General features: G+C 52.7%; 12 protein-coding genes. 4 read left to right on the forward strand and 8 right to left on the reverse strand.

Annotated features, from left to right (window positions below; translation table 11 throughout):
* The first annotated feature begins 424 nt into the window (after positions 1 to 424).
* Positions 425 to 1,228, forward strand: a complete 804-nt coding sequence (locus ACMHXE_RS15435) for a YggN family protein (RefSeq protein WP_101055476.1) — start codon at positions 425 to 427, stop codon at positions 1,226 to 1,228.
* 438 nt (positions 1,229 to 1,666) lie between these two features.
* Positions 1,667 to 2,614 carry a LysR family transcriptional regulator gene (locus ACMHXE_RS15440; protein WP_039034912.1) on the forward strand — a complete coding sequence of 316 codons (948 nt, stop codon included), beginning with the start codon at positions 1,667 to 1,669 and terminating at the stop codon, positions 2,612 to 2,614.
* A 440-nt stretch (positions 2,615 to 3,054) separates the two neighbouring features.
* On the opposite strand, the gene ACMHXE_RS15445 is transcribed toward ACMHXE_RS15440, so the two are convergent.
* From ACMHXE_RS15445 to ACMHXE_RS15480, 8 genes are all read right to left on the reverse strand, one after another.
* Entirely contained in the window at positions 3,055 to 4,914 is a 1,860-nt protein-coding gene (locus ACMHXE_RS15445; protein WP_413732737.1) for a DUF885 domain-containing protein, read from the reverse strand.
* 216 nt (positions 4,915 to 5,130) lie between these two features.
* Complete coding sequence (gene hemW / locus ACMHXE_RS15450) at positions 5,131 to 6,267, reverse strand: radical SAM family heme chaperone HemW (RefSeq protein WP_109248605.1); 1,137 nt, start codon at positions 6,265 to 6,267, stop codon at positions 5,131 to 5,133.
* The gene (gene rdgB / locus ACMHXE_RS15455; RefSeq protein WP_413732739.1) at positions 6,267 to 6,869 is read right to left on the reverse strand and encodes an RdgB/HAM1 family non-canonical purine NTP pyrophosphatase; all 603 of its coding nucleotides are present in this window, start codon (positions 6,867 to 6,869) and stop codon (positions 6,267 to 6,269) included. The genes hemW and rdgB overlap by 1 nt, the downstream gene beginning before the upstream one ends.
* Positions 6,870 to 7,089: 220 nt before the next feature.
* Positions 7,090 to 7,524, reverse strand: coding sequence for a DUF4426 domain-containing protein (locus ACMHXE_RS15460; RefSeq protein WP_101055484.1), 435 nt, complete (start codon positions 7,522 to 7,524; stop codon positions 7,090 to 7,092).
* 62 nt (positions 7,525 to 7,586) lie between these two features.
* Entirely contained in the window at positions 7,587 to 7,874 is a 288-nt protein-coding gene (gene yggU / locus ACMHXE_RS15465) for a DUF167 family protein YggU (protein WP_037436422.1), read from the reverse strand.
* Positions 7,874 to 8,425, reverse strand: a complete 552-nt coding sequence (locus ACMHXE_RS15470) for a YggT family protein (protein ID WP_101055490.1) — start codon at positions 8,423 to 8,425, stop codon at positions 7,874 to 7,876. The genes yggU and ACMHXE_RS15470 overlap by 1 nt, the downstream gene beginning before the upstream one ends.
* A 23-nt stretch (positions 8,426 to 8,448) precedes the next feature.
* Positions 8,449 to 9,267, reverse strand: coding sequence for a pyrroline-5-carboxylate reductase (gene proC / locus ACMHXE_RS15475; protein ID WP_412496266.1), 819 nt, complete (start codon positions 9,265 to 9,267; stop codon positions 8,449 to 8,451).
* Between the two features lie 132 nt (positions 9,268 to 9,399).
* Entirely contained in the window at positions 9,400 to 10,095 is a 696-nt protein-coding gene (locus tag ACMHXE_RS15480) for a YggS family pyridoxal phosphate-dependent enzyme (RefSeq protein WP_165565434.1), read from the reverse strand.
* 36 nt (positions 10,096 to 10,131) lie between these two features.
* Between ACMHXE_RS15480 and ACMHXE_RS15485 the strand changes: the two genes are divergently transcribed.
* Together ACMHXE_RS15485 and ACMHXE_RS15490 are read left to right on the forward strand one after the other, a co-directional pair.
* Entirely contained in the window at positions 10,132 to 11,169 is a 1,038-nt protein-coding gene (locus ACMHXE_RS15485; RefSeq protein WP_025009461.1) for a type IV pilus twitching motility protein PilT, read from the forward strand.
* 9 nt (positions 11,170 to 11,178) lie between these two features.
* Positions 11,179 to 12,291, forward strand: a complete 1,113-nt coding sequence (locus tag ACMHXE_RS15490; protein WP_101055493.1) for a PilT/PilU family type 4a pilus ATPase — start codon at positions 11,179 to 11,181, stop codon at positions 12,289 to 12,291.
* Positions 12,292 to 12,372 lie beyond the last annotated feature (81 nt).

The following is a 12,372-nucleotide window of genomic DNA, read 5'->3' on the forward strand; positions in this document are numbered from 1 at the left end:
TCCTGAGTGTAGCCAATTTGTTTCATAAGCCAGCGGGGATTTCGGCTACGTCGGGGTGTCCTTGGGGATGCAAGGGGCTTTGGACAAGCAAAGCCTCTTGCTCGGTGTGGTGACTTTAGGCTGCTGGCACAGCGGCTATTATGGCTTTTAATCCCGAATGCAGTGAAGAAAAGGAACTGTCTTGGCCATCCAGAGTATTCCCTGTTAAACCTTTCTTTGGATTCTTGTGTCTTATTCATCATAACGGCTACAAGTTGGCAAAATTTGCCACTCGCAGATGGTGGATTTTCATGTTTTACAGCCTTGCTTGATGTTAATTCATTTAGTATCAGTTAATTATAACTTTGGCACAAAGTCTGCTTTATTCTGAGCCATAAGCGGTAACCAAGTTTACTCGGCAGATTAAAACGAGAGGGAAGACAGAATGAAACAAGCGATTGGTGGAATATCTTTGGTGTGTGCACTGTTTGCGGCGGCGCCTGCTATGGCGATCAACTTTGAGCCAAGAGATGAGCAATGCGAGATGTCGCTAAACTACGACATCTCACTGGAGCCCAAGAAGCTGAGTGTCAGTAATCAAGGGAAAGAACATTATCGAATTGAGCCGGGCCGCCTGTATGTGGAAGGTGAAGAAGTGGTCTTGAATGCCGAGCAGAGCAAGCTTGTCAACGAGTACTCGGATGCCATGGCTCAGCAGTTACCCGAAGTTATCTCTTTGGTGGAAGATGCCGTCACCATGGCGAGCGAGGCCGTGAGCATGGCCCTGACACCACTCTTGGGTGATGCCGCCGCTGCCAAGTTGGATGAAACCATGGGTAGTCTGCAACAGAGAGTCTATGAAGTGGCTCATCGCAATGGTGACCAGTACTTCCTTGGAGCCACTGAAGAGTCGCTGGAAAACGCCTTTGGTGATGAGTTTTCCAAAGAGATAGAGCAACTGGTGCAGCAGTCGCTAGGCAGTTTGATGATGGCCATGGGCAGCGCGATGATGTCAGGTGAGGGCGAAACCTTTGATGAGAAGATCAATGCCTTCAGCCAGAAGATGGAAAAGATGGGCAAGGATATTGAAGTGCAAATGGAGTCCCGCGCCCAGGAGATGGAGCAGAGAGCCGACGCGCTTTGCGACAACTTCCAACGTTTGGTGGTGCTGGAAGACAAGTTACGCAAGCAGGTCCCTGAGCTGGGCGAATTCCAGGTACTGTCCGGCAAGGTTGAACTGCAGCAATAATTTTTAAGCCGTGAGAGCCTAAGGTTCAAAACTAGGAGCCAAGGGCTTATAACCTGAAGCCCGAGTAGTTAACGGCATATTTTTACGATTACTTTGCAATAGTTTCCAATTGAAGTCTTTGACAGTTTAAGCTGGTGATTCCCCCTGTATCTACCCCTCCCTTGATACAGGGGTTTTTTATTGGTTGTCTGCCGATTATGCCATCACTGCGGCGGTTTTTTTGGCTCAAGGCTATCCTTGGGTTAGAGTCAATAAGAAAGAATTGGTATACTTCGCAAAAATAATAAAACTGACACCCAAGTCAGGACTCAGTGACTCTACCCAGTGCGCTTTCCAAAACCCGGCAGCCCACACCCCATTATGGGGTCTTGACGGTGAGGCCCGTCGCTTTTCCAGGAAAGCTTTTACCAGTGTTGTAAACGGCTTAAGGCGACTTTCATGTTAGAACTGTTAGAACCTATCGCTATTTTCACTCATGTCGCCCGTGCCGGCAGCTTCAGTGCCGCGGCGCGCAGGCTTGGAATATCCAAATCCAAGGTCAGTACCCAGGTTGCCGATCTTGAACATAAACTCGGGATCCAGTTGATCCAGCGAACAACCCGTAGCTTAAGCCTCACCGAAGCCGGTAATCTGCTGTATGTGCAGGGGGAAGAACTGCTCCGGGATGCGGATCAGGCGGTGGCCAGTGTGCACAACCTCAATGATGCCACCCGAGGCGTGCTCAAGGTAGGGATCTCCCAGTCATTCGGCACCATGCATATTATTCCGGCACTGCCCGAGTTTATGACCCGTCACCCGGATCTCGAGTTGCAGGTGAGCCTGTTGGACCATAAGGTTGATGTGGTCAGTGAAGGCCTGGATTTGCTGCTGACCATGTCAGAGCAACTGCCTCTGGGTATGGTGGCCCGCCCGCTGATGAAGTGTCAGTTCCTGCTGGTGGCATCCCCCGGGTATGTTGCGGCCCACGGTATGCCGGCCCGTCCGGAGCAGTTGGTGGAGCACAACTGTTTGGTTTACCACGGTGAATGGCATGAGCACAGCGTCTGGCAATTCAAGAAGGGCGATGACTACTGTGAGATAGGGGTTTCGGGTAATTTCAGAGTCGACAATGCGCCGGCGCTCAAGTCTGCCGCTGTCAGTGGGCTTGGGGTGGTTTATCTCGCCAGTTATCTGCTGGAAGATGAAATAGAAAAAGGCACTCTGGTTCCTCTACTTCCCGATTGGCAACTGACCCATCATCTGCCGCTGCAGGCGGTTTATCCAAGACGTAAACACTTGGCTCCCAAGGTGAGTGCCTTTATCGAGTTCATCAAGGATCACATAGGTACACCACCCTATTGGGACAAAAAATACGCAGATCTGTTTGCCCAACGCCAGGAAAAATAAAGAAATATCGTTCTTATAATAGAACAATGAAAAACACTCAAGTTTCGCTTGGGTGTTTTTTGTTTATATATCATATGGATGGTGTGGTTTTATTGGTTTTTTAAGCGCTTTATTATTTGATGGGCTTTAAAGATTTTTAATAACTCAGTTGCAGTCTGTTCTGAAATCAATACAATGGTTGCAGTTGATTCGGGTAGAACCAACATACGGGTGTGCCGCCGGACTGACCCCTCCTGCTGTAGACTGCTTGGTTCAACACAGAGTGTTAAGCCCTTATCAATGCCGATCCAGGTTTTCGAACTAAAACAATGTCGGCCTTAAAACCATCATCCTGATTTTGGTTTACCCCGGCCCAGGTGGCCGGGGTATTTTTATGCCTGTTTTCAGGACGGAATCAAGCGCATAAAAAGCCGCTCAGGGGAGCGGCAGTTGATTCAATTTCAAGCTTGGCTTTGCGCGGCTACCCAGTCTTTTACTTCCTGCTCAAGTACATCCAGCGGCAAGGGGCCGTTTCGCAATACCAGGGTGTGGAAGGCGCGAATGTCGAAACGCTCACCCAGCGCCTCCTTGGCGTAGGCTCTAAGCGCAAGTATCTTGTTCATCCCCACCTTGTAAGCGGTTGCCTGCGAGGGCATAACTATGTGCCGCTCAACCATTTTTACTGCGTCAGATTCGGCATTGGGAGTGTTGTCCATGTAATAGGCTATGGCTTGCTCTCGAGTCCATTTCTTGGCATGGATCCCGGTATCTACCACCAAACGGCAGGAGCGCCATAGCTCCATCGCCAATCTGCCAAAGTCTGAGTAAGGATCGCTGTAAAGTCCCATCTCCTTGGGGAAGTACTCACTGTAAAGGCCCCAGCCCTCGATATAAGCCGTGTAAGAGCCGAAGCGACGGAAGCTGGGAAGTCCTTCCAGTTCCTGGGCTATGGCTATCTGCATGTGATGCCCGGGGATCCCTTCATGGTAGGCCAGTGCCTCCATCTGGTATTTGGGCATAGCCATTATGTCATAGAGGTTGGCATAGTAAGTTCCCGGGCGACTGCCATCGGCCGAGGGCTGGTTGTAGAAAGCCTTGCCGGCAGACTTCTCCCTGAAGGCTTCCACCTGTTTGACTATCAAAGGCGCTTTGGGCTTTACCTTGAACACTTCATCCAGGCGCGAGTTCATGTTATCGATAAGGGCGGTGGCCTCTCTCAGGTAGGCCCGGCGGCCGGCGTCATTGTCCGGGAAGTAGAAGCCCTCATTCTGGCGCATAAACTTGAAGAAGGCTTTGAGATCGCCCTTGAAGCCAACTTTGTCCATGATGGCGCGCATTTCGCCGTGGATCCTGGCGACCTCGTCCAGTCCTAATTGATGAATGGTATCGGCGCTCATCTCTGTGGTGGTGGTATTGGCCAGGGCATTGTTATAGAAGGCGCTGCCGCTCGGAAATTTCCAGACTCCATCTCTGCTGTCGGCCCGTTTTTCCAGGGTTTCGAGATAGGCAATCAGCTTTTGGTAAGCTGGCCTCAATTGTTCTTTGAGGGCGATGGCGGCTTGATCCAGCAGTTTATCTTGGGTGTCTTCATCCAGCTTGAGTTTTGCCAACTTGCCCTTGAAGTCGGCCCAGATGGCGCTGTCCGGCTCACCATCAAACGGCGCGCCATGAATAATATTGCGGCTGTCTGAAAGTACGTGGGGGAATACGAACTTGGGGGCGATTATGCCTTCCTCGGCGCGAACCTCGAGGGCGGTGATCAGCTGCTCGAACAGTTCAGGAACCCCGGCTATACGGCTGATATAGGCGCGGGCATCGGCTTCGTCGGCTATCGAGTGTTGGTTTATCAACAATGAAGGTACCAGCGAGTGAATGCCGTACATCTGGTTGACCGGGTAGTTGTAGTGGCGAAACTTATCATCGCGGATCTGGCGTTGCAGCTTGGCGGTCAACAGCTCCAGGCTCAACTTGCTCTGTGAGTCCAACTTTGTCGGATCCAGTAGCGACAAGCGCTCAAGCTGCTGCTTGGCGCGAGCAAGCGCGGCATCATCGGCCGCATCTCCCAGTGAGTCCCATTTGCCGTAATCTGTCTTGATACCAAGAAAGGTCTGCCGCACCGGGCTGGCGGCGACATCTTCGTTAAAGATGGCTTCAAACAGGGCGTTGGCTTTGGCGGATTCGGCCTTGATGACCTCAGGAGCCAGGTTTGATGCTTGGTTACTCTGCCCGGAGACAGAGGCTTGGGCGAGAAGGGGATAACTGCTGCTTAAAACGGCGCCAAGGGCCAGCGTCAACAGACTTTTTCTTATGGTTATAGGCATGGACAACTTCCTTTTTGCTTGGCAATGGCAGGCCGGATGACGATGGCCCGAGTCAGGAAAGACGCACAGAAACCGCGACTGCTATGGCTCATTTGCGTCTAAAGAAGTTAATCCTAATGAAGTTGAGTAATTAAGTATTGGCGTAAATGTTAGAAAATATTTCCTCTTGCTGCTTTTGCTTTGGCAGCAGCAAGAGGAGGCTAATAAGAGATGGAGTTAACAAAACTGCGACAGCAGATCGTTGACGAACATATGTCCCTTGTTGGTGAGCTTCCAGTAACCGGGAGTGATCTCCACCAGCCCGCGCTCGGCGGCCTGCTGCATGCCTTTATCCAGGGTGTTGGCCGCAACGCCGGTGCGCGCTTCAAATTCGCTCCAGGGGATGGGGCTCATCAGTCGCAGCCTGTTCATCAGGTACTCCAGCGCCCTGTCTTCCGGCAGCACGTCACTTACCTCAAATAGATAATCCTCTGTGGCCAAATAACCCTTTGGATGTTTTATCTTTACCGTGCGTACTATGCGGTCCTGCTCCGGTAGCGTCAGCTTGCCGTGGGCGCCGCAACCAATTCCCAGATAATCACCGAACTCCCAATAGTTGAGGTTATGGCGGCACTGAAAACCGGGTTTGGCGTAGGCGGATATTTCATACTGCTGGTAGCCAAGGGCTGCAAGTCTTTGCTGGCCCTGTTCATAGATGTGCCAAAGCGCTTCATCGTCCGGCAGCTGCGGCGGGCGCGAATGAAACAGGGTGTTTGGCTCTATGGTGAGCTGATACCAGGACAGGTGCGGAGGATTGAGCGCCGCCGCCGTGTCGATATCGGCCATGGCCTCTTCAAAGCTCTGGTTCGGCAGCCCGTGCATCAGATCCAGGTTAAAGCTCTGGTATCCGGCTGCGTCAACGCCTTTGGCGGCGTTGACGGCTTCGTCCTTGCCGTGAATTCGCCCCAGCAGGTTGAGCTTGTCTTTGGCAAAGCTCTGCACACCTATGGAGAGGCGAGTGACACCTGCGGCGCGGTAAGCGCTGAAGTCATCATGTTCCAAGGTGCCTGGGTTGGCCTCCATGGTGATCTCTATGTCATCGGCAAAGGCAATGCGCCGGTTCACGCCTTGCAGCAGCCTGCCTATCTGGGCAGCATCGAACAGGGAGGGGGTGCCGCCACCGATAAATATGCTGTGCAGTTGCCGGCCTTGAACATAGTGCAGGTCGGCGTCGAGATCGCCAAGCAGGGCATCGACATATTCCTGCTGCGGCAGCTCACCCTGTTTTCCGTGAGAGTTGAAATCACAGTAAGGGCATTTCTGCACACACCAGGGAATATGAATATAGAGACTCAGCGGTGGCAGCGTCAGCATCAGCCGAGGATCCCCTGTTGTTTGAAGGCTTCAAGCAGCAATTTCAGCGCCTTGCCTCTGTGACTGAGATGGTTCTTTTCATCACTGCTTAGCTCGGCGGCAGTTTGCTGGTAGCCACAGGGAATGAATACGGGATCATAACCATGGCCGTTGTTGCCCTTGGGTTCAAAACCTATTTCACCTTCCCAGGCGGCCTGGCAGATGATGGGAGTCGGATCCTTGGCATGACGCATATACACAAGTACACACTGGAAACGGGCGGTACGGGGGGCGGGCGTTGCCTCTATGGCGCCAAGCAGCTTGTTGTAGTTGCCTTCATCCGAGGCGTTGGCGCCACTGTAACGGGCGGAATAGATGCCGGGAGCGCCGCCCAGGGCATCAACTTCGAGGCCTGAGTCATCGGCGATAGCGGGCAGGCCGGTGATTTCGGCGGCATGGCGCGCCTTGATAATGGCATTTTCAACAAAAGTGGTGCCGGTTTCCGCCACTTCAGGCACATCGAATTGGTTTTGTGGCAACACCTCAATATTGAAGGCGTTGAACATCTCGGCGAATTCTTTGAGTTTTCCCTTGTTGCCACTGGCAAGCACTATCTGTTTCATCTTGGATTTTCCTTATTTCGCAATGCCGGCAATAGTACCATTTTGCAAAAGAGTTTACTCACTCAGCGACAATGAAAAGGCGCGAAAACAAGCAGAGCCGTGGAAGGTTTGAGCCCTAATGGCTGTTGTCGTTTCTCTAAGTCGGCGGTCAATAGCCACTCGGGGCGGCCATAAAAAAACGCCGCTTATTCGGCGGCGCTCTATTGACGGAATGTACAGCTCAATCGACGTAGAATTTCTGTTTGAAGGCCAGAGTGGTGTTGAGCTCGTTACCGTGTTTTATCAGGATTTGAAAGTTGATCTCCTGATCGTCGCGATAGGGCACCTCGGCAATATAGTAGATGGCATCACCCTCGCGAATTTCGCGGAATTTCAACTGCATTCTGGCATCGATAAGATTGTTGGCCAGGCCGGATATCTCGACCGGTACTGCCGGATTGCCCTCTTCGCTGGTATCCAGTACGGCGATATTGATGATACCCGTGTAACGGCTGCGTTCTATACCATAGTTCTTGGCGATGGATGGCGTCAAAAAGGTGCTGCCCAGCGCCATATAGTGGATGTCGAACTGGCCGACGGTCTGCTTCTGTTCGGCCTGAGCGACACCGGCCAGAGAGCCGAGACACAAAAGCAGGGTCAAAAATTTGCGCAACATAATGCTTTACCTGAGGTTAAGTGTGTTGAATTGATTATAGTCCCTTGTCTGCTGCCATGGCATCAGAGCAAGGCCTCGATTTCTGCGGGCAATATCTTGGGCGACTCAATACGCACCTGCTTGTGGCGGCCCAGTTCTCCCTTGACTATGGCTATCTGCCCCTTGGGCACCTTGAAGGCTTTGGACAGATACTTGGTCAGGTGGGCGTTGGCCTTGCCGTCCACAGGTGGCGCGGTAATGGCCACCTTGAACTCTTCACCATGCAGACCAACCAGTTGATCCCGGCTGGCCTTGGGCTGGATATAGAGATTGAGCAGCAGATCCTGCTGCTCCCAGCTAACAGCTTTCATCAGGCAATGGCCCAGAAAGGAATCGTCTTGGCCAGCAGTATGTTGATGAAATTCATCAATACCATCAGTACCAGCAGCGATAAGTCCAGCCCGCCCATGGGGGGCAGGAAGCGGCGAATGGGCGCCAGCAGTGGCTCGGTCAACTGCATCATCACATACTCAATCGGATTGCGGCCCTGGCTGACCCAACTGAGGATGGCGCGGATGATCAGGATCCAGAACAGCAATACCCCGGCCTTTTTAAACAAGGACACCAGGGCAAACATCAAGGTGGCAATCAGGTTGAACGCCTGGCCCGCCATCAGGGTCAGCAAGAGTATTTTGACCACCACCACCAGCAGCGCCAGCACCACAGAGGCCGTATCCAGACTGCCTATGGAGGGCAGTATCCGCCGCATGGGCGCCACAATAGGATGGGTGGCCTTGACGATAAACTGGCTGAAGGGGTTATAAAAATCTGCCCGCACCAACTGCAGCCAGATCCTTAGTATGACTACCATAAAATAGAGGTCGAATACGACTGTAATCAGGTAAATCAATGCGTCATTCATGAAAAGTTTCGCCCTTGGGTCGTTTAGAATTCTTTGGCCATGGCTTCAGCCCTGGCAATACAGTTGTTCATTGCTTGTTTGATCAGTCCCTTGAGATCACTTCGTTGGAAGGTTTCCACCGCTTCATGGGTGGTACCGCCCTTGGAGGTGACATTCTGCCGCAGTTGGCCGGCGCTCAGCTGAGGATTTTGAATCACCATCTGTGAGGCACCCAGCGCCGCCTGCTGCACCAGTAACCTGGCCTTGGATTCATCCAGCCCCAGTTCTTTGGCCGCATCCATCATGCCTTCCATAAACAGGAAAAAATAGGCCGGAGAGCTGCCCGCCAAGGCGATCACCAAATTGAGATCCGCTTCTTTGTCTACCCACAGGGTCTCGCCGCCACTGGCCATAATCTGCTGGCAAAGATCTTTATCCGCCTGCTCAACCCCACTTGCGGCATAAAGGCCTGTCATGCCACAGCCAAGTTGGGTTGGGGTGTTGGGCATAGTACGGATAAGCTTAATCTGTTGGCCGAAGTAGTCATTGTATCTGGCGGCCGGGATCCCTGCCGCTATGGTAATAAACAGTTTATCGGCCAGCGGCAGTGTTGCCAGTTGCTCACACACCTGTTGCATCAGTTGCGGTTTGACCGACAGCACTATGATATCGGCCCAGTCACAGGCGGCTTGGTTGTCTGTGGTGGTGAGGATGCCGAAATCGCGCTTGAGGGCATCGAGTTTAGCTGTGCTTGGGTTGCTGGCTTGGATCAATTCAGCCGGATAACCGCTGCCCACCAGCCCGCTGATGATACTGCGGCTCATATTGCCGGCGCCGATAAAACAGATTTTCTTTTGAGCCATGCTGTCCCCTGTCACTTGTGATTGGAGTGTATCCCGCATCGGCTTTGACCGTGCGGGAGATATTAGTATTTGGGCCAATACTATCAAAAACAAGGTCTCAGCGGCCAATCTCAGATCTTATTGGCTGGTTTATCAGCCGTAGTTCCGCTCGCCGAAAATAGCGCTGCCGACTCTAACCATGGTAGAGCCCTTGGCGATGGCGAGTTCAAGATCCTGACTCATACCCATGGACAGGGTATCTACCTGGGGAAACTTGAGCTTCAGTTCGGCAAACAGTCGCTGCATGTGCGACAGCTCCGCCTCAAGCCTTGGGCCTTCACCGGCACTGGGAATTGTCATCAGTCCCCTGAGTCTGAGGTTGGGCAATGAGTCCACCAGGCTCGCCAGCTCAAACATCTCGCTCTGTGTTGCTATTCCTGCTTTGGAACTTTCACCCGAAACATTGATTTGGATGCAGATTTCCAGTGGAGGCATGCCTTCTGGGCGCTGCTCCGACAGGCGGCGGGCAATTTTTTCCCGCTCCAGGGTGTGCATCCAATGGAAGTGCTCGGCGACAATTCTTGATTTATTGGATTGCAGCGGGCCGATAAAGTGCCATTCTATATCGGGACAGCGCTGCGCCAATTCCATGGCTTTCTGTTGCCCCTCCTGGACATAGTTTTCGCCAAAGCAACGTTGCCCGGCGGCATAAGCTTGTTCAATGTCGGCGATCGGCTTGGTCTTGCTGACAGCCAGCAGCTTGATCTCGCTTGCATTTCGGGACGAAATTTGCGCCGCTTGAGCTATCCTGCGCTGGGCTAGTGCCAGTCTGTCTGCTATTGTTGTCATGATGTAAACTTTTTGGTTGAACGGATATCCCAAACTATGGAAATCACTGAATTATTGGCCTTTAGTGTAAAGCATAACGCTTCGGATCTGCACTTATCGGCCGGTGTGCCTCCCATGATACGCGTCGACGGTGAGGTCAGAAAGATTAATGTCCCTGCGCTTGATCACCAAGGGGTTCACAGACTTGTCTACGACATAATGAATGACAAGCAGCGTAAGGATTATGAAGAGTTTCTGGAAATCGACTTTTCCTTTGAAGTTCCCAATCTGGCGCGTTTTCGTGTCAATGCCTTCAATCAGTCCCGCGGCGCCGCCGCGGTTTTTCGTACTATTCCCAGCGACATTTTGACTTTGGAACAACTGGGCGCGCCGGAAATCTTCAAGAAAATTGCTTCATATCCTCGCGGCCTGGTGCTGGTAACCGGCCCGACAGGTTCGGGTAAGAGTACTACCCTGGCGGCGATGATAGATTACGTCAATGAGAACCGCCACGATCATATTCTCACCATTGAAGACCCTATCGAATTCGTGCACCAAAACAAGCAATGCCTTATCAACCAGCGGGAAGTGCACCGCCATACCCACAGCTTTAACGCCGCCCTCAGAAGCGCCCTGCGTGAAGACCCGGATGTCATCCTGGTCGGTGAGATGCGGGATTTGGAAACCATACGCCTGGCGATGACCGCGGCAGAAACCGGCCACCTGGTGTTCGGTACCTTGCACACCACCTCGGCGGCCAAGACCATTGACCGTGTGGTTGACGTATTTCCCGCAGGCGAGAAAGACATGGTGCGTACCATGTTGTCTGAGTCGTTGCAGGCGGTTATCTCCCAGACTCTGATCAAGAAAGTTGGCGGCGGCCGAGTGGCGGCCCATGAGATCATGATGGGAACCCCGGCTATCCGAAACCTTATCCGCGAGGACAAGGTGGCACAGATGTATTCTGCTATCCAAACCGGTATGGCCCATGGCATGCAAACCTTGGAGCAGAGCCTGCAAAACCTGGTGAATCGCGGCTTGATCAGTCGGGAAGATGCTATGGCCAAGAGCTCCAACAAACAAGCGAATTTCTAAGGAGTCCCCATGGACGTCAGACCTTTTCTCAAGGCTATGGTGGAGCGCAAGGCCTCGGATCTCTTTATTACCGCCGCCTTTCCTCCCAGTGCCAAGGTGGACGGTGAACTCAGGCCGTTGGCGGAAAACGCCTTTACCCCGGCGCAGTCGCTGGAGTTTGTCGAATCTTTGATGACGCCGGAGCAGAAAAAGGAGTTTCACGAGACCCGTGAATGTAACTTTGCCGTGGGCGCCAAGGAGCTGGGGCGTTTCCGGGTCAGTGCCTTCTGGCAACGGGAGTCGGCAGGCTGCGTGATGCGGCGCATCGAAACCAAGATCCCGACAGTGGAGCAGTTGTACCTGCCGCCCATTCTCAAAGACTTGGTGATGAGCAAGCGCGGATTGGTGATCATGGTCGGGGGAACCGGTACCGGTAAGTCCACCTCGCTGGCGGCACTTATCGGTTATCGCAATGCCAATGCCAGGGGACATATACTCACCATCGAAGATCCGGTGGAATTTGTTCACCAACATGGCAAGAGCATTATCACCCAGCGGGAAGTGGGTATAGATACCGAATCTTTTGATGCAGCGCTCAAGAGCTCATTGCGCCAGGCGCCGGATGTTATCCTTATCGGTGAGATCCGTACCCAGGAAACCATGGAGTTTGCTCTGTCGTTCGCTGAAACCGGCCATTTGTGTATGGCAACTCTGCACGCCAACAACGCCAACCAGGCGCTGGATCGCATCATGCACCTGGTGCCTGAGAGTAAGCACCAACAGCTGTTGTTTGACCTGTCGCTTAACCTGCGCGGTATTGTGGCCCAGCAGTTGGTGCCCAAGGTGGACGGCACAGGTCGGCGCGCAGCCATCGAAGTGCTTATCAACACTCCCAGAGTGGCCAGTCTTATTCAAAAGAACGAGCTGCACGTGCTCAAGGAGACCATGGCCAAGTCCAACGAGCAGGGGATGCAAACCTTCGATCAGGCGCTGTTCAAGCTCTACTGTGAAGGGGAGATCAGCTACGCCGATGCACTGCATCATGCTGACTCGCCTAACGACCTGCGACTCATGATTAAACTCCACAGCAATGACACCGGCAACTCAGGTTTCATGGAGGGAGTCACCCTGGATATGGACTAATGGGGGCTGCATTTCCCCATAGAATATTGACCATTCTACTTGGATGAAAAGGCGTCACTCTGACGCCTTTTGTGTTGGTAT

Source organism: Shewanella sp. BJSY2023SW007 (assembly GCF_047314525.1).
Classification (GTDB): Bacteria; Pseudomonadota; Gammaproteobacteria; order Enterobacterales; family Shewanellaceae; genus Shewanella; species Shewanella chilikensis.

Coding starts and splice junctions, on each gene's coding strand:
- ACMHXE_RS15490 (WP_101055493.1), top strand. CDS start 11,179: ATGGACGTCAGACCTTTTCTCAAGGCTATGGTGGAGCGCAAGGCCTCG.
- yggU (WP_037436422.1), bottom strand. CDS start 7,874: ATGAAAGCTGTTAGCTGGGAGCAGCAGGATCTGCTGCTCAATCTCTAT.
- ACMHXE_RS15435 (WP_101055476.1), top strand. CDS start 425: ATGAAACAAGCGATTGGTGGAATATCTTTGGTGTGTGCACTGTTTGCG.
- ACMHXE_RS15480 (WP_165565434.1), bottom strand. CDS start 10,095: ATGACAACAATAGCAGACAGACTGGCACTAGCCCAGCGCAGGATAGCT.
- rdgB (WP_413732739.1), bottom strand. CDS start 6,869: ATGAAACAGATAGTGCTTGCCAGTGGCAACAAGGGAAAACTCAAAGAA.
- ACMHXE_RS15470 (WP_101055490.1), bottom strand. CDS start 8,425: ATGAATGACGCATTGATTTACCTGATTACAGTCGTATTCGACCTCTAT.
- ACMHXE_RS15460 (WP_101055484.1), bottom strand. CDS start 7,524: ATGTTGCGCAAATTTTTGACCCTGCTTTTGTGTCTCGGCTCTCTGGCC.
- proC (WP_412496266.1), bottom strand. CDS start 9,267: ATGGCTCAAAAGAAAATCTGTTTTATCGGCGCCGGCAATATGAGCCGC.
- hemW (WP_109248605.1), bottom strand. CDS start 6,267: ATGCTGACGCTGCCACCGCTGAGTCTCTATATTCATATTCCCTGGTGT.
- ACMHXE_RS15440 (WP_039034912.1), top strand. CDS start 1,667: ATGTTAGAACTGTTAGAACCTATCGCTATTTTCACTCATGTCGCCCGT.
- ACMHXE_RS15485 (WP_025009461.1), top strand. CDS start 10,132: ATGGAAATCACTGAATTATTGGCCTTTAGTGTAAAGCATAACGCTTCG.
- ACMHXE_RS15445 (WP_413732737.1), bottom strand. CDS start 4,914: ATGCCTATAACCATAAGAAAAAGTCTGTTGACGCTGGCCCTTGGCGCC.